A 15,835-nucleotide genomic window follows, 5' to 3' on the forward strand; every position below is an offset into this window, starting at 1 on the left:
AGGGTAGCGGGGATGCGGAACCGTCCCTTTCCGCCGCGCGGCATGGTTGCCATTCCCGTGGCTGCCCCTATCCCGCTGCGGATAACCGGGCTGGATGGAGGCCGGGTGGGATCAAACGCCCTGGTTTGGACTGGAACGTTCCGTTGACCGGTACGGGACATGGTTTTCATGGTCCCGTTTTTTCGTTAAAAAAGCGCCTTATTTCAGGCGCTTGGGTTCCGCGATGCGGAGGATATGTTCACCGGGAAGGGCCAGGTTGCCCTTGTCCCGAGCGATCATTTCAAAATAATGGGGGTCCTGGGAAATCCAGATGAATTCGTTTTTAGCCTGTTCCATCTGCTCCCTGGATTTTTCCAGATGCGCCTGGAGGAAGGAACGCTCATGCTCCAGGGAGCGCAGGTCCTTCCATGGCTTGAAACACACCAGGGAAAGCAGCATGGTCAGGCACAAGGCCAGGACGATGGCAAAGAGGCGGAGAGCCCTCTGGACGATCAGGGCACGTTTCTCCCGGCGGATTTCAAGCTCCGCCAAGGTAAAACGATGGTAATAGCGGCGTCTCCAGAGCATTCTTTGCAGTTAAACAAAACATTTTTGATCATAAAATGTGGATTTTGCCACCATAAACTGCGTCATCTCCCAGTTCCTCTTCAATTCTAAGGAGCTGGTTGTATTTGGCCATGCGGTCGGAACGGCTCAGGGAGCCGGTTTTGATTTGCCCGGCATTGGTCGCTACGGCAATGTCCGCAATGGTGGCGTCTTCCGTTTCCCCGGAGCGGTGGGAGATGATGGCGGAGTATTTGTTGTCCTTGGCCAGTTCCACCGTGTCCAGCGTTTCCGTCAGAGAGCCGATCTGGTTGACCTTCACCAGCACGGCGTTCGCCACATGGCGGGAAATGCCCTGGTTCAGGAATTCCACGTTCGTTACGAAGAGGTCGTCCCCCACCAATTGGGTATTGTGGCCCATGGCTTTGGTGAGCTGTTCCCAGCCCAGCCAGTCGTTTTCCGCGCAGCCGTCCTCAATGGAGATGATGGGGTATTTTTTCTGGAGCTCCTGGTAGTAGGCCGTCAGTTCCTCCGCCGTTCTGCCGCGGCCGTCCGATTTCTTGAAGACGTACAGGTTCTGGGAAGGGTCGTAGAATTCGGAGGAAGCCACGTCCAGGGCAATGAAGATGTCCGTGCCCAGCGTGTAGCCGGCGCGTTTCACGGCCTGGGCGATGCATTCCAGGGCGTCATCAGCGGATTTCAGGGAAGGGGCAAAGCCGCCTTCATCCCCCACGGCGGTGGACAGGCCGCGGTCGTGCAGCACGTCCTTGAGCGCATGGAAGACTTCCGCGCCGTAGCGCAGGGCTTCCCGGAAGGTGGGCGCGCCTTTGGGCATGATCATGAATTCCTGGAAGTCAATGGGGGAGTCCGAATGAGCGCCTCCGTTGATGATGTTCATCATCGGGACGGGAAGCACCTTGGCGTTCGGGCCGCCCAGGTATTTGAAGAGGGGAAGATTGAGCTGGATGGCGGCGGCCTTCGCCACGGCCAGGGAAACACCCAGGATGGCGTTGGCCCCCAGGCGGGACTTGTTGGGCGTGCCGTCCAGGTCGATCATGATTTTGTCAATGGCCGGCTGGAGGGTGGCATCGTGCCCGGAGACTTCCGGCGCGATGATCTTGTTGATGTTTTCCACGGCCTTGAGAACGCCCTTGCCGCCGTAGCGCTTGGCGTCCCCGTCCCTGAGCTCCCAGGCTTCATGCTCCCCGGTGGAGGCTCCGCTGGGGACGGACGCGCGTCCGATGGCTCCGCCGGCCAGGGCCACGTCCACTTCCACGGTGGGATTGCCCCGCGAATCGATAATTTCGCGGCCGCGGACGTCGATGATTTCCAGTTCGTTCATGATCATAAGATTTTTTATTGTCTTTTTTGGACCATGGAACGGCTTTTTTCGTTCCAGGGAACCACGTCATGACCGTGAAAATTCCGGGTTCAGGCGCGAAACTGACGCAGAACGGCGGCGATGTATTCAAGAGTCTCCGGGTCTGAAATGCCGCCGGAAAAGTAAAACGGCCTTCCGGAAGGCTGGGGCACGGAGATGCGGCAATAGTCCGTCTTTTCCCCTCCCTTGCGCTCCATCATGATCGGGGCCTGCGCGGGAAGGAGAAAAGCCCATGTGCTCCCCACCGGACCAATGCCCCGGAAAAGGGACGCTTTACCCGGTTCCACCCGGAGAACGGCTTTTCCCAGCATCATGTCAACGCAGAGGAAGATGATGAAGGCTTCCGTGACGGCAAAGAAGGTGGTGAAGACGGGCAGCGCGAAGTCCGTTTTCCCCGGCCCGAAGGACAGGAGGACGAGCACCAGGGTGATGATGCCCCAAACCACGGCCAGTCCCGTGTAAAGAAGTATTTTGGTAAAGGAATGCCTGTAGGTGAGCGTGACTTTTCCATGGGCGGATGTTACCGCCAGATGCCTGGAAGGGGCCGCAGGAACATCATGGAATTCATGCTCCCGGACCAGGGACGTCCAGGGGGTGGAAAGTCCGCAGCTGCTGCAGGTGACCGTGTCCCGGCGGTTGTCCACATCCGCCGCGGAAAAGGGAGTGCCGCATCCGGGACATTTGAATTGTTGAAGGCTGGAGGGCATAGGGGACGGCTTGCTGCCTGTCCGCAGGCTACCACAGAAGACGGGAAGCCGCCAATTCCTTTTTAGGCGCGTCTCCGGAAGGGCCTTCCAAGAGGGATTCCGCATGGGTTCCGCCGCCTCTCATACGGGAATTCCCCCTTGTGCGGCGCATAGCCTCCATGTAGGATGGCGCCCATGATTGAGAGCAGGCGGCAGTTGAGGGAAAGGATTGAGGCGTTGGCGGAACCGGAGTTTCAGAAGTTCTCCGCTTCCCTGATTCCCGGCGCCAACCGTCTGCTGGGTGTTCGCCTCCCCGTTCTCCGGAACCTTGCCCGCGAGGTGGCGGGGGGGAATTGGCGGGAGCTGCTGGAAAATCCAGCCGTTGACCCGTGTGCGGAGGAAGTGATGCTGGACGGCATGCTGATAGCGCTGGCGCGCATGGAGCCGGAAGAGCGCCTGGAACAGGTCGCGCGCTTCGTGCCCCGCATGGATAACTGGGCTGTCTGCGATACTTTCTGCACCAGCCTGAAGTTTTGTAAAAAGCATCCTGCCCTGGTCTGGGAGTTCATCCAGCCGTATTTAACGTCCGCACGGGTCTATGATGTCCGCTTTGCCGTGGTGATGATGCTGGCCCATTTCATTACGGAGGATTACGTGGAGCAGGTGCTGGCCCTGCTGGATGGCGTGCGGCATGAGGATTATTACGTGGGCATGGCGGTGGCCTGGGCGGTTTCCGTCTGTTATGTGAAGTTCCCGGCATTGACGCTGGAGTATTTGAGGAATTCGTCCCTGTCCGATTTCACTTACAACAGGGCTTTGCAAAAAATTATTGAATCCCTGCGTGTTAGCCGGGAAGACAAGAGTTTGATGCGGAGCATGAAACGCAAATAGGCAGCGGCTCCATGTCCGCGCGGAGGGAACCGCAGGAAAAGGGGTGTGCGGAGATAGTGACGCAGGGAGGGGAGCCATGCCGGAACGGGGCCTTGATTCCTTCCCGTGGAGGGTATGGAATGAGACACTTACTATTAAAACCATGCCTAATATTAACGATAACTTCCTCAAGCTGCAGGCGGGATATTTGTTCCCGGAAATAGGGCGCCGCGTGAATGCGTTTGCCGAGTCCCATCCGGAGGCGGCCAAAAGGCTGATCCGCTGCGGCATCGGAGACGTGACGGAACCGCTGCCCATGGCGGCCATTGAAGCCATGCACGAGGCGGTGGACGATTTGGCCACCCATGAGCGCTTTCACGGCTATGGTCCGGAGCAGGGCTATTTCTGGCTGAGGGAGGCTATCGCCAAAAAGGCCTACCAGGTCCACGGCGTGCATGTGGAAGTGGATGAGATTTACGTGTCTGACGGCGCCAAGTGCGATACGGGCAACATTCTGGACATTTTCGGGCCGGGCAACAGGATCGCCGTGCCGGACCCGGTTTATCCCGTGTATGTGGATACCAATGTGATGGCCGGGAATACCGGGGATTCCAGCGCGGACGGTTCGTATGAGGGACTGGTGTACCTCCCCTGCACGCCGGAGAACAATTTTGTGCCGCAATTGCCTGATGAGCATGTGGATTTGATTTACCTGTGCTTCCCGAACAACCCTACCGGGGCCGTGGCTTCCCGGAATGAATTGCTGAAATGGGTGGAGTATGCCCGGGCGAACCACGCCATTATTTTGTACGATTCCGCGTATGAGGCATTTATACAGGATTCCGCCGTTCCCAAGTCCATTTTTGAAATTCCTGGCGCGCGGGATTGCGCCATTGAGTTCCGCTCCTTTTCCAAGCAGGGGGGCTTCACGGGGGTGCGCTGCGGCTACGTGGTGATTCCCAAGGAGCTGCACGGCCATGATTCCGGGGGGAACAAGGTTCTCATCAGCCAGCTGTGGAGCCGCCGCACCAGCACGAAGTTCAACGGAGCTTCCTACATCGTCCAGCGGGGAGCCGCGGCCCTGTTTACGCTGGAAGGCATGGCGCAGACCGCCGTGCTGATCAGCCATTACCTGGGGAATGCCGCGCTGCTGCTGAATGCCTGCCGCCAGGCGGGCATGCGCGTGTGGGGAGGGGAAAACGCCCCGTATGTCTGGGTGCAGTGTCCGGACGGCCTGGATAGCTGGCAGATGTTTGACAAGATGCTGTATGAGGCGAATGTGGTCATTACGCCCGGTTCCGGCTTTGGTTCCAGGGGGGAAGGGTTCTTCCGCATTTCCGCATTCAATTCACGGGAGAACGTGGATGAGGTCTGCCGCCGCATCCATGCCCTGTTTGCCAGATAAGGAGGCGTTCCCAGGCAGATTTTGTCAGGCCGCAGTGCGGGAAGCACTGCGGCTGCGCGCATGATTGTGATGGGGAAAGCCGCATGGAGGCTGTTCCTGCCTAGGATGGCGTAATCCGTCCGGTTTCAGAGGAAAGCCGCCCGGCGCCCGGAAGCGGAGCTTGTTAAGGTCGGCGGAAACGCTCGCCAGGGCGGAGAAAATGAGAGAACTGCATGAGTTCCTCTGGCGTTGCAGGGAACGCCTCGCGCCGGAGTGCCTTTGTTCATGGGAGAAGAAGGAGAGCATTCTGGCTCAATGGCCCGGATAGACCTGTTTCCAGGTTTTGCCTTCGTCCGTGCTTTCATAGATGCCTTTTTCCGCGTACAGGGTAATGTGCCTGTTGTTCGCGGTGTCAATCAGCAGGTTGAAGGCGGCTCCCCAGTCTTCCTTGTCGGAACGCTTCTGCCAGTTTCTGGCGTTGCGTTCGCTGGAGTACACGCCCTTGCCGTCCAGCGGGACGGCGAGCATGAAGGTATCGTCCAGGCGGCGCCTGTCGATCGCCAGCGTGGGCTGCGTGACGGGCAGCCCCTGGAGCACGCGGTTCATGGTGCGGCAGTCATTGAAGGAGGTGTAAACGCCCTGGGTGGAGAAGACGTAGAGCTGGTCTGCGGCGCGGGTGTCGTACACCAGTCTCAGGAAGCCCGCTCCCTGCACTTCGTTTTTCTGGTTCCATTTCTTCCCGTTGTTGGTGGAGATGAAGATTTTGCTGGTGTTGGCCTTGCGGTCCGCCGTCACGGCTCCAATCCTGCCCTGGGCGGTCGTATGGAAGCCGACGTTGGTGACGGGTTCCCCCACCAGGCCCGCGTTGTTCCAGGTGTCTCCGCCGTCCGTGCTCATGAAGAGTCCGGCGCGGTCCGAACCGGCGATGATTTCCCGCGGATTCCGGGGATTGACGGAGATGAGCTCCCCGGCAATGAAGGAGATGGGGGACGGGTCCACTTTTACATCCGGATTGGCGACGGTCCACGTTCTGCCCATATCCTTGCTGCTGAACAGGGCTCCTCCCTGGGAGGTCGGGGCCAGCAGGAACATTTTGTCCCCGGCAAGCGCCATGGAACGGACGGTTTTGACGCCCCTGGGCAGTGTGAGGGGCTTGCGGGCGTAGGTTCCGTTTTTGCGTTCCAGCAGGTCCGCCCCGGAACGGTAGCGCGCCACCGCCAGATCCGGGGAGAGCAGGGAATAGCCGATGATTTTTCCGGCAGGCATGGCGGCGGTTATCTTGTGCGGCTGGAGTTTGACGGGTTTGATGGAGATTCCGTCCATGGCGGCGGAGAAGATGCCCTTGCCCTTGCCCGGAATGGTCCTGAACGTGATGCCGGCGATGGCTTCCTCCTTCATCGGGATGATGCGCTGCATGCCCATTTCCCATTTTTTCATGTCCGGGGAGGTGAAGCAGGTGAATTCATTGCCGCGCCGCATGATGCGCACCCAGGAGTGGTCCTTGTTCAGGGTGAAGGTGGATTGGCGCCCCGTTCCGTAGTCGCTGAAGTCCGCGCTGCACCGGAGGCCGCGGCCCACGGTCCGGAAGACGGCGATTTCATCGTCGTAGTTGGTGGCTCCCGTGTCCTTGCGCACCATGATGCCGGCCCAGCAGTCGTCCCCGGTGTCCAGCGCCTTGTCGCTGATGGAGCTGATGTGGGCTGTCAGCATGAAGTCACCCTTGATTTTTTTGCTGACCAGGTATTCCCCTTCCCCCACGAAGCGAAAGGCGTTTCCCGCGCCGCTGATGGAGTGGGGCAGCCCCGGTTCCCCGCGCAGCATGGCTTCCCAGCCGGGGGTGATGCGGCTCTGGGAATGGACGGGGACGACGGGGGTGTCCACCGTATGGGAACCGTTGTAGAAGACGCGCGCCCACAGTTTGTTTTCTCCGTCAAAGAGCATGAGGGGAGCGGTGAAGGGGGCTGCGTCCGCGGCGGCGGCCAGCTTGGCGCCGTTGTAGTATTCCACCTTGTTCACCCGTCCGGAGGAGATGGCTGTTTTCAGCACGCGTTCCGGTCCCTTGCCGCCCACTTCCAGCCTGGCTTCCGGTATGTCCGCCCGTTTGGGGCGCATGAGGCTGGCGAGCGGTATTTCCTCCATGGGGCGGTTGCCGTGCTGCCAGCCCACCCACGCCACGGTGAATTCGTGTTCCGGCTTTTTCTTGAAGTAGGTCAGCTTGATGGGAGTGACGCCTTTTTCCAGAAAGACGGAGGCGCGCTTTTCCGACGTGCTGTGCAGTCCGTCGTTGTCAATAACGGTTTTTCCGCCGACGTCCAGGCGGCTTCCGTCACAGGTTTGGAGGGCGAAGGTGTAGGCCCCCGTCTGGGGGACGACCAGGAAGCCTTCATATTCAAAGGCGAATCGTCCTTCCCTGGCCCCGCGCAGGGCCGTGTCAAATCCATGGGAGACGCCGGTCCGCAACGGCTTGGAGAAGTCCAATTCCGCCAGTTTGGACCATCCGTCCTTGTTTTCCAGGTATTTGTATTCCAGTCCGCTGGACAGGTCTTTTTTGCCGGGCAGCCCTTTGAGGGGAGTTTCCGCAGCGGCCTTGGCGAGTTTCAGGGTTTTCTGCTGGTCAAAGATGTCCGTGATGGTGAGCCTGACGAAGCATTGGGGGATGTCCCGGGGGAGCGCGACAGCTTTGGTGCGTACGTGCGGGATTTGTTCCTCCACCGTGTAAATGGGAGTTCCGGAGTATTGCGGATTGTCAAAGACCTCTATCTTGTACCCGAACTGCGGGGAGGACGTTTCCGCCAGCGTCCAGTCCACGATCACCTGGCTGCCGTTGTGGCGCGCGTTGCCTTCCGCCGCGATGGCGTCCATCACGGGCTTGTCCGGCTGGTTCAGCTTGAACGTGTGCTTGCGGCCCGGCTCCAGGTTTCTGGGAAATTGCCTGTTTTCCGTATAGGACATGGTCAGGATGGAGTCGTTTTCCGTCTGGTGGACCGTCCAGCCGCTGTATTTCATGCCTCCTTCCTTGGGAACGTTAATGGAAACGGTATCACATTTTTCCCACGCGCCGTTGTGCCTGTAGAAGCCCTTGCCGCGCCACAGTTCCCTCTGCTTGCGGCCCCCGTGCCCGAAGTCCTCCAGAAAGCCGCCGTTCCCCTTGAACCCGGTGGCCGCATAGGGAATGCGGAAGGTGGCGATGTGGTGCCACCGGTTGCCGGCCTGGTCTTTCATCCACCAGCCGGCGTAGCATTCCTTCCTGGCTTCGTCCGCGCCCCAGGTCCGCATGAGCATGGTGTACCACTGCTTGGTCTTGATCCACGGGACGTCGCGCCCCCCGGCCTTTCCGGAAGCTCCTTCACCCACGTATTGCTGGGCGTAGACGTGCGGATTGACGTACACGTTGCGCACCTGCCGCCCTTCGTAAACGGGAGCGGGCCAGAAGGACCATACGGTGGAGGGGCGGTAGGTTTCCAGGTTCGTGTTGTCGTTGGCGTTGGCCGCCACGCCGGCATAGAAGTAGCCGCCCTTGGGGAACATGTCCAGGTTCCAGCAGGAAAAGTAGGTGGATTCCGGCCAGTAGGGGTAGAGCAGGTCCACCATGATGATGTCGGAACCGGCTTTTACTTCGTCACCGTACCAGCTGGCGGAAACGGGAAGCGTTAAAAGAAGCCACAGGGAGAGCAGGAATCTGGTCATGACGATGAAGAGGGGAAAATTTGCAAAAACGTGGAACCGTTCCATTTATCATGAAAAGGGGGGCGTGCGCCAGCTTCAAATGAAATAACGTCATCCCGGTTTTGTCAGCGGATGGGATGACGGCGTCTCCATGGCGCACTCGGTCCTTGCTCCTGTTTGTTTGTGCGGAGTAGGTTTTGGAACATGATCCCGCAGGTGCGCATGAGTTCTTTTTTCCGGCTGGCCGTTGTTTCTGCGTGCTGTTCCTGCCTGCTGGCTGCTGCGGGGACAAGCCGGGGGCAGGAGAGGGAAACGGCTTCCGCCCCGCCGGAGCCGCTTTCCTGCGTTCATGCTCCGGATGGAAGGGTAACGGTGCGGGGTACGGCCATGGGAACGGTGTTTACGGTGCGCGCCTATCCCGGGCACGGGATGGATGCGGCGCAGACGGAGAAGGCCTGCATGGAGTCTCTTGCCTGCGCCGTCCGCTGGGAGAAGGTGATGTCCGCCATGGATGCGGGGAGCGGTCTGGCCCGGTTGAATGCCGCGGAAAACGGCGTTTCCGTCCCCGTTTCCCCGGAGCTGGAAAAGGCTCTTCTGCTGGCCCTGGATTATGCCCGGCTGACAAAGGGCGCCTTTGACCCCACGCTCGGTCCCTGCATCCGCCTGTGGAAGAAGAGCCGCCGCCACGGCGTTCTCCCGTCCGGCGGGGAACTGGAACGTGCGCTCCGGGCGTCCGGATGGGAAAAGCTGTACGTCGGCAAGGGGGCCGCGGTCAAAACGGTTCCCGGAATGAGGGTGGACCTGGGAGGCATGGGCAAGGGGTTTGCCGTGGACCGGATGGCGGAGATTTTGAGAAAAAGAGGAATCCGTTCCTTCTTTATTGACAGCACCAGCGACGTTATGGCCGGCGCCCCCCCACCGGGGGAGCGGGGATGGCGGGTGCTGGTGGATGAAGGTAATGGGAAGAATACGGTGTTGCTGTTGAGCCATGCCGCCGTCTCCACCTCCGGGAGCGCCCGCCAGATGGCGAAGATCGGCGGTGCGGAGTATTCCCATGTGCTGGACCCCCGCACGGGGCTGGGCATGACGGAGGGCAGGCAGGTGAGCGTGCAGGCGCCTTCCGCGGCGCTGGCGGATGCCCTGGCGACGGCGGGGAACGTGATGCGTGAAGAGGATTTCCGCTCCCTGGCGGCACGGTTGCCGGGAGTGTCCGTCCCGGCTTTTTTCCGGAGTTCCTCACGTTTTGCGGAAGGAACGCAGGAACAGGATGGCGCACGGAGGCCGAGATAGACAGCATGATGAAAGAAACGGGGGAGCGGACGCGTTTTTTAAGGTACACCTCCATAGACCAGTTATGAAATTGTACCGTTTTTTCCTGCCTGCCGTGCTTGGCGCCGCCGTATCCTCCTCATTTGGCACGGAGTTCCCGAATCCTTATCCGGCTCCCCCTCCCGGCGTGCGCCTGACTCCTGAAACCCCGCTTTCCCCCTCCGTCAACGGCGCCCGCATTGTTGGCGCCACTCCCGGCGCGCGGGTGCTGTTCCAGGTTCCCGTTTCCGGGGAGCGTCCCATGAAGATTCAGGCGGCTGGGCTTCCCTCCGGCCTGAGGATGGATTCGCGCGGGCTGGTTACGGGTACCGCCCCGGCGAAGAAGGGGGAATACAAGGTGAAGATCCAGGCTTCCAACAGGCATGGAAAAGATGCGAAGGAGTGGATTCTGAAGGTGGGGGATGAGTTGTGCCTGACCCCGCCCATGGGTTGGAGCAGCTGGTATTCCTACAGTGAGGCCGTGGGGCAGGAGAATGTGCTGAAGACGGCCCGGCTTTTTGTGGAGCGGGGGCTTGTCAACCATGGCTGGACCTATATCAATATTGACGATTGCTGGCAGGGCGAGCGAGGCGGACGGAATTTCTCCATCCAGCCCAACAAGCGCTTTCCGGACATGAAGGCCATGTGCGATTCCATTCATGCCATGGGGATGAAGGCGGGCATTTATTCCACGCCCTGGATGGGGACGTATGCCGGGTTCATCGGAGGAAGCTCGCCCAATGCGAAGGCGGATTACGGGGAAATGGCCATTCCGGAGAAGGACCGCAAGCAGAAGAATCAAATTTTCGGGAGTTACCCCGGCGTGCATCGCAGGAAGGCGGACCGTGTAGGCGCCGTCTGGCTGTTTGACCGTGACGCCAGGCAATGGGCGGACTGGGGGTTCGATTACGTGAAGGTGGACTGGAACCCCAATGACGTGCCGACGACGGAACGCATCCGCCAGGCTCTGGACGATTCCGGGCGGGATATTGTGCTCAGCATATCCAATGCCGCCCCGTATAAACAGGTGGAAGAGCTGGGGAAGCTGGCCAATTTGTGGAGGACGACGGGGGATATCCAGGACCACTGGGGCAGCGTCAGCGGCATCGGCTTTTCCCAGGAACGCTGGCAGAAGCACATGCGCCCGGGCCACTGGAATGATCCGGACATTCTCCAGATCGGGAAGCTGGGCAAGCCCAACCAGCCCAATACCACGTTTGTCCAGACGCAGCTGACGCCGGATGAACAGTACACCCATGTGACCCTGTGGTGCCTCCTGTCCGCCCCGCTCATCATTTCCTGTGACCTGGAGCATATCGATTCATTCACGATGGGGCTCCTGACCAACGACGAGGTGATTGCCGTGGACCAGGACCCTGCCGCCCGTCCCGCCCGCAAGGCGTGGCACCGGGGGGATTTCCAGGTCTGGACGAAGGAGTTGTCCGACGGTTCCGTAGCGGCGGGGTTTTTCAATACCGGGAAAGAGAAGGGCGTAGTGAAGGTGAACCTGAGGGAGCTGGGGCTCTCCGGCGCGTATGAAGCCAGGGACCTCTGGAAACGCGCCGACCAGGGAACGGTGACGGGAGATATGGCCGTGGAGTTGAACAGCCATGGAGCGGCCATGTTCCGGTTCAGCAAAAAGAGTTGACGGCAGGGGCAGGAATGGATGCTTTCAAGGACGGCATCCTTTTTTGCCGGCCAGCGGGTCCGTGAATGCCGCGTTTCACTGCCCGTCCATTATTATAGGAATAAAGGGTGAAATGGATAGCCGGCTTTGCAAGGATAGCCTGGCGGGGCGGCGGCTTTAAGAAACGCGCTGTTTCAGCCTTGTTTGCAGGGGGCTTGTGTTGCGGCAAATCCGCTGCCGCCCTTTCCGAGTGAAAGTCTTTATTTTTTCCATAAAAAAGAACCGTCCCGGTTAACCGGAACGGTTCTTATAAAGAGATTGATGTGACTTGCCTTAATCTCTCCGTACAGCTTCCTTAAGCGGCGATGCCGAAGTGCTGCTGGATGGAGGCGAAAATCTTGTCGCGGCGGGCGCGGGCTTTTTCGATGTCACGGGTCTTCAGAGAGAATCTCAGGCGTTCCGCCGTGGAGTCAGGCTTGTGAACCGTGACGTGGCACCACCAAACCCCCCTGTTGTTCCACAGGTGATGGTTGGGGTTGTCATCATTAATTCTAAGAGCGATTTTGGTTTGGGCTTTCATCTGTGTGATCTTTTTCCAGTAGGGGACGTCTTATTTACGTCCGTTGGTATATTAATGTTTCAATAAAACCTTCAACTTGGAGGCGCCTCACTTAAGCAGATGATCCCTTGTCTTTTTGGACATCTTTTTCTGCCAGTTGCTCACCTCGTTGAAGCCTTAGAGTTCAAGTGGTGTAACAACGTTCAAAAAAAAGAATCTTTTTTACAGGAGACCTACCTTTTTAAGAGTGTTGTAAGCACCGTTCTTGTTGATCGTACGCAGGGCCTTGGCGGAAATCTTCATTTTCACGAATTGACCGAGTTCGGGAACCCAGATGCGCTTTTCCTGAAGGTTGGGGAAAACGGTACGATTGACAGTCTTAGTGACGTGACGACCAATACCGCCCTTTTTCTTGGCAAGACCGGAGCGATGGATACGACGACCTTTGTGAGGCATGGTACCTCTGATGATGCAAATTCGGGACATGGCAATCGAAGTTATTTGTTAATGCGAGAGAGATAGTCTAGCGTATTTTCGCCTAAGGTCAAGAACAACCGAACAAAAGACTCGGAATTTGTGCCGGCCCGGCGGAAGCGCTGCCGGACTTTCCTGCGGTCTGGTTCCCTCCGTTCATGGCCGGGGGGGCAGGCGCCGGGGAAAGGCGCGCGCGGCCGGATGGCTTATTTGCCCATGTAAAACGTATCCGGCGCTTGCACGGAGGGAGGCGGCGTGAGAGATTGAAAGCATGAGTGAGAATCATTATGCAGAGTTTTCCGAATGCAGCATGAAACCCCAGGACGTGCTGGAGTATGTTTCCGGTCCCATGCCGGTTCCGGCGGAGGGGGAGGTGCTGATCCGGATGAAGGCGGCCCCGATCAATCCGGCGGACATCAATTTTGTGCAGGGCGTTTACGGTGTGAAGCCCGTGCTGCCCCATTCACGCGCCGGACTGGAAGGCTGCGGCATGGTGCAGGAGTCCCGCGCAGAAGGCTTCCGCAAGGACGATGAAGTGATTCTGCTGCGCGGCGTGGGTTCCTGGAGCGAGTATGTGGCGGTTCCCGCCGTGAACGTGATGAAGCTCCCCGTGAAGGTGGACCCCGTGCAGGCGGCCATGCTGAAGGTGAACCCCCTGACCGCCCTGCGCATGCTGGAAGGGTTCGTTTCCCTGACTCCGGGGGACTGGGTGGTGCAGAACGCCTCCAATTCCGGCGTGGGAAGGTGCATTATTCAACTGGCCCGGGAGATGGGCGTGAAGACGGTGAATTTTGTAAGAAGGCCGGATGAATTGAGGGATGAATTGACCGCGCTGGGCGCCGACCTGGTAGTGGGAGAGGATGACGAGGATGTGGTGAAGAATACCCTGGCCCGGCTGGACGGAAAGAGGCCCGTGCTGGCCTCCAACGCCGTGGGCGGGGAAAGCGCCCTGCGCCTGATGGACATGCTGGCTCCCGGCGGAAGCATGGTGACGTACGGCGCCATGAGCAGGAAGAGCATCAAGGTGCCGAACGGTTTCCTGATTTTCAAGGGCATTAAATTGGAAGGCCTGTGGGTGACGCAGTGGCTCAAGAATGCCCCCGTTCCGGAGATTGAGGCCGCTTATGACAAGCTGGCGCGCCTGATGGCGGACGGCAGGCTGAAGCAGGCCGTGGATACCGTTTATCCGTTGAGCGACGTGCGCCGGGCCGTGGAGAAGGCCCAGGAAGAGTTCCGCAGCGGCAAGGTGGTGCTGAGCATGGAGCGTGCCTGATGCATGGGGGGAGAGAGTTTTTGTTTTCCCGGGCTGCGGAGCGCTGGAGGGATTTTTTCAGCGTTCCGTGGTTCGGTTGGTATTGGCTGCTGGCCTGGGTGATGGCGGGGCTGAGCCTTTATTCCATATGGCAGGCCGGTGATTTTTTTCTGGAAAAGAGCCGTTTTGCCCGGGAGGGCCTGTGTACGGAAGGGACGGTGCGGAACATCACGGAGGATACGGTGAAGTTGTGGAGCCGTTCGCGGGTCATGGGGACGTCCGGTCCCTCTCTGGACGTCTGGGCGCCGGAAGTGCGGTTCCTGCCGCAGACCGGGGAGGGGGAAGTGGTATTCCAGTCCCCCGCTTTTCTTTTCTGGTCTTCCTATTCCAGGGGGGACCGGGTGACGGTCTGCTACCCGCCGGAACGCCCGGAAGACGCCCGTGTGGCGGATAGCTTCATCTGGTGGCCGGAAACGCGCCGGGCCCTGTGGCTGATGGCGTTTCTGCTTGCCGGCGGAACGGTCCTGCTGAGGAAGAGGGAAGTGCGGAGTTCCGTAGGCGCGTAAAGCAGGGATTGCGCCGCGGCACGGCGCCGTTTGCCGTTTCAGCCCAGCGTGGAATCAAGCCACGTGTTGAGGATTTCCACGGCGGCCACCTGGTCGATGATGGGGCGGAAGCTTTTCTCCTTTTTGCCGGCGGCGTGCAGTTTTTCCTGGGCGATGACGGTGGTGAGGCATTCATCCATGAATACCATGGGAAGGCCGGGAAGGGCGGCGGCCAGTTCCCTGCCGAACGCGCGCACCTTGGCGGCGGCGGTTCCTTCCGTGCCGTCCATGCGGACAGGGATGCCCAGCACCAGGGTGCGTATCCCCCGCTCCTGGACGAGCTGGACGATGCGGGTGACGCCGTCCGTTTTGTGCCTGTGGATGGTTTCCACAGGGTGCGCCATGATGCCCACGGGGTCCGTGGCGGCGATGCCGATTCGGGCTTCTCCGTAGTCAATGCCCAGGGCCGGATGCTGGCTGGTCATCTGAGTTCGTCCGGAAGCTGGTTGACGATTTTTTTAATTTCGTCCGCCTTGTTTTTATCCGCAATCAGGATGGCGTCCGCCGTTTCCACCACGATCAGGTTTTCCACGCCCAGCAGGGCCACGTGCTTGTCCCCCCGCTGGGAGAAGACGATGTTGCCGGAGGCGTCCTGCACGGTGATGTCCGTATTGGTGGTGTTTTTGTTGTGGGTTTCCAGATAGTTGGCTACGGATATCCAGGAGCCTACGTCGTCCCAGTCAAAGGTGGCTTCAATGTTCAGCACCCGGTCCGCGTTTTCCATCAGCGCGAAGTCAATGGAGATGGGCGTGAGCGCCGGGAATTCCTCCCGGATGGTTTCCTGCGGGTCCGGGGATTCCGCGATGTGCTCCACGAAGGAGGCCAGCTCCGGGCAGTGCTTGTCAAGCTGTTCGCACACGGTTGGAATGCTCCAGACGAACATGCCGGCGTTCCAGCAGAAGTTGCCCTGGCTCAGGTAGGCGGCGGCCGTGGCCGTGTCAGGCTTTTCCCGGAATTGGATGACTTCGCGGCAGGAGCAGCCCGGTGCGGAAGCGATTTCCTTCCCGCGTTCAATGTAGCCGTAGGAGGGGCAGGGCCAGGTGGGCTTGATGCCCACGGTGACGAGCGCCTTTTCCCGCGCCGCCGTGTCCATGGCGGCTTTCATCAGGGAGCGGAAGGACGCCTGGTCCTGGATGAGCTGGTCGGAAGGGATGACGAGCATGACCCCGTGCGGGTCCGCCGCCTTGATGAGGCCTATGCCCAGGGCGATGGCGGGCGCCGTGTCCCGGCGCACGGGTTCGGAGATGATGTTGTCCACGGGGATGTCGTGGGCCTGGCGGCGGACTTCCGCCTCCTGCAGGTGGTTGGTCAGGATGAAGATGTTCTGCCGGGGCACCAGGCCGTCCAGCCTGTCGATGGCCTGGCGGAGGAGGGTGCCTTCCCCGAACATGTTCAGGAGCTGCTTGGGACGGTGGTCGCGGGAGAGGGGCCAGAAACGGGTGCCGCTGCCGCCGGCCAGAATGAGAGCGTATTGGTTCAT

The 15,835-nt window shown here is 59.7% G+C and carries 14 protein-coding genes; 6 read left to right on the top strand and 8 right to left on the bottom strand.

All coding sequences use genetic code 11. The features are described 5' to 3' along the window. Positions 1 to 198: 198 nt before the first annotated feature. The 3 genes from HJW02_RS10500 to HJW02_RS10510 all read right to left on the bottom strand — a co-directional run bounded on the left by HJW02_RS10500 (position 199) and on the right by HJW02_RS10510 (position 2,631). Positions 199 to 567, bottom strand: coding sequence for a septum formation initiator family protein (locus HJW02_RS10500; RefSeq protein ID WP_022197005.1), 369 nt, complete (start codon positions 565 to 567; stop codon positions 199 to 201). Positions 568 to 595: 28 nt separating this feature from the next. Beyond that, entirely contained in the window at positions 596 to 1,885 is a 1,290-nt protein-coding gene (eno, locus tag HJW02_RS10505; protein ID WP_102721326.1) for a phosphopyruvate hydratase, read from the bottom strand. Positions 1,886 to 1,974: 89 nt separating this feature from the next. After that, complete coding sequence (locus tag HJW02_RS10510) at positions 1,975 to 2,631, bottom strand: hypothetical protein (RefSeq protein ID WP_102721262.1); 657 nt, start codon at positions 2,629 to 2,631, stop codon at positions 1,975 to 1,977. Between the two features lie 174 nt (positions 2,632 to 2,805). On the opposite strand from HJW02_RS10510, the gene HJW02_RS10515 reads away from it, so the two are divergent. Next, entirely contained in the window at positions 2,806 to 3,501 is a 696-nt protein-coding gene (locus HJW02_RS10515; RefSeq protein ID WP_102721327.1) for a DNA alkylation repair protein, read from the top strand. 142 nt (positions 3,502 to 3,643) lie between these two features. Then, complete coding sequence (locus HJW02_RS10520; protein WP_102721263.1) at positions 3,644 to 4,885, top strand: LL-diaminopimelate aminotransferase; 1,242 nt, start codon at positions 3,644 to 3,646, stop codon at positions 4,883 to 4,885. 291 nt (positions 4,886 to 5,176) lie between these two features. Here the strand turns inward: HJW02_RS10520 and HJW02_RS10525 are convergent, their stop codons facing one another. Beyond that, positions 5,177 to 8,551, bottom strand: a complete 3,375-nt coding sequence (locus tag HJW02_RS10525; RefSeq protein WP_180970988.1) for a PA14 domain-containing protein — start codon at positions 8,549 to 8,551, stop codon at positions 5,177 to 5,179. A gap of 201 nt (positions 8,552 to 8,752) precedes the next feature. Between HJW02_RS10525 and HJW02_RS10530 the strand changes: the two genes are divergently transcribed. Next, the gene (locus HJW02_RS10530; protein WP_180970989.1) at positions 8,753 to 9,820 is read left to right on the top strand and encodes an FAD:protein FMN transferase; all 1,068 of its coding nucleotides are present in this window, start codon (positions 8,753 to 8,755) and stop codon (positions 9,818 to 9,820) included. A 64-nt stretch (positions 9,821 to 9,884) separates the two neighbouring features. Then, on the top strand, positions 9,885 to 11,486 hold the full coding sequence (locus HJW02_RS10535) for a glycoside hydrolase family 27 protein (protein ID WP_180970990.1): 1,602 nt from the start codon (positions 9,885 to 9,887) through the stop codon (positions 11,484 to 11,486). A 334-nt stretch (positions 11,487 to 11,820) separates the two neighbouring features. On the opposite strand, the gene HJW02_RS10540 is transcribed toward HJW02_RS10535, so the two are convergent. Together HJW02_RS10540 and rpmB are read right to left on the bottom strand one after the other, a co-directional pair. Beyond that, a complete protein-coding gene (locus HJW02_RS10540; protein WP_012420228.1) occupies positions 11,821 to 12,045 on the bottom strand; it encodes a hypothetical protein in 225 nt (74 codons plus the stop codon). A gap of 201 nt (positions 12,046 to 12,246) precedes the next feature. Beyond that, positions 12,247 to 12,510, bottom strand: a complete 264-nt coding sequence (rpmB, locus tag HJW02_RS10545) for a 50S ribosomal protein L28 (protein ID WP_012420229.1) — start codon at positions 12,508 to 12,510, stop codon at positions 12,247 to 12,249. A 259-nt stretch (positions 12,511 to 12,769) separates the two neighbouring features. Between rpmB and HJW02_RS10550 the strand changes: the two genes are divergently transcribed. Both HJW02_RS10550 and HJW02_RS10555 read left to right on the top strand, forming a co-directional pair. After that, positions 12,770 to 13,771 (top strand): 2-enoyl thioester reductase domain-containing protein, encoded by a 1,002-nt coding sequence (locus HJW02_RS10550; RefSeq protein WP_102721268.1) that lies wholly within the window; start codon positions 12,770 to 12,772, stop codon positions 13,769 to 13,771. 20 nt (positions 13,772 to 13,791) lie between these two features. Next, positions 13,792 to 14,316, top strand: coding sequence for a DUF3592 domain-containing protein (locus HJW02_RS10555; protein WP_180970991.1), 525 nt, complete (start codon positions 13,792 to 13,794; stop codon positions 14,314 to 14,316). Between the two features lie 38 nt (positions 14,317 to 14,354). On the opposite strand, the gene ruvX is transcribed toward HJW02_RS10555, so the two are convergent. Next, positions 14,355 to 14,780, bottom strand: coding sequence for a Holliday junction resolvase RuvX (ruvX, locus tag HJW02_RS10560; RefSeq protein ID WP_102721270.1), 426 nt, complete (start codon positions 14,778 to 14,780; stop codon positions 14,355 to 14,357). Next, the gene (locus HJW02_RS10565; protein WP_022398131.1) at positions 14,777 to 15,835 is read right to left on the bottom strand and encodes a mannose-1-phosphate guanylyltransferase; all 1,059 of its coding nucleotides are present in this window, start codon (positions 15,833 to 15,835) and stop codon (positions 14,777 to 14,779) included. The genes ruvX and HJW02_RS10565 overlap by 4 nt, the downstream gene beginning before the upstream one ends.

The sequence above is a fragment of the Akkermansia sp. GGCC_0220 genome (genome assembly GCF_017566105.1).
Taxonomy (GTDB): domain Bacteria; phylum Verrucomicrobiota; class Verrucomicrobiia; order Verrucomicrobiales; family Akkermansiaceae; genus Akkermansia; species Akkermansia massiliensis.

Excerpts from the sequence above, each read along its gene's own strand:
- HJW02_RS10510 (WP_102721262.1), bottom strand. The coding sequence starts at position 2,631 with ATGCCCTCCAGCCTTCAACAATTCAAATGTCCCGGATGCGGCACTCCC.
- HJW02_RS10530 (WP_180970989.1), top strand. The coding sequence starts at position 8,753 with ATGAGTTCTTTTTTCCGGCTGGCCGTTGTTTCTGCGTGCTGTTCCTGC.
- HJW02_RS10535 (WP_180970990.1), top strand. The coding sequence starts at position 9,885 with ATGAAATTGTACCGTTTTTTCCTGCCTGCCGTGCTTGGCGCCGCCGTA.
- HJW02_RS10500 (WP_022197005.1), bottom strand. The coding sequence starts at position 567 with ATGCTCTGGAGACGCCGCTATTACCATCGTTTTACCTTGGCGGAGCTT.
- HJW02_RS10540 (WP_012420228.1), bottom strand. The coding sequence starts at position 12,045 with ATGAAAGCCCAAACCAAAATCGCTCTTAGAATTAATGATGACAACCCC.
- HJW02_RS10525 (WP_180970988.1), bottom strand. The coding sequence starts at position 8,551 with ATGACCAGATTCCTGCTCTCCCTGTGGCTTCTTTTAACGCTTCCCGTT.
- HJW02_RS10515 (WP_102721327.1), top strand. The coding sequence starts at position 2,806 with ATGATTGAGAGCAGGCGGCAGTTGAGGGAAAGGATTGAGGCGTTGGCG.
- HJW02_RS10520 (WP_102721263.1), top strand. The coding sequence starts at position 3,644 with ATGCCTAATATTAACGATAACTTCCTCAAGCTGCAGGCGGGATATTTG.
- eno (WP_102721326.1), bottom strand. The coding sequence starts at position 1,885 with ATGAACGAACTGGAAATCATCGACGTCCGCGGCCGCGAAATTATCGAT.
- HJW02_RS10550 (WP_102721268.1), top strand. The coding sequence starts at position 12,770 with ATGAGTGAGAATCATTATGCAGAGTTTTCCGAATGCAGCATGAAACCC.
- ruvX (WP_102721270.1), bottom strand. The coding sequence starts at position 14,780 with ATGACCAGCCAGCATCCGGCCCTGGGCATTGACTACGGAGAAGCCCGA.
- HJW02_RS10565 (WP_022398131.1), bottom strand. The coding sequence starts at position 15,835 with ATGAACCAATACGCTCTCATTCTGGCCGGCGGCAGCGGCACCCGTTTC.
- rpmB (WP_012420229.1), bottom strand. The coding sequence starts at position 12,510 with ATGTCCCGAATTTGCATCATCAGAGGTACCATGCCTCACAAAGGTCGT.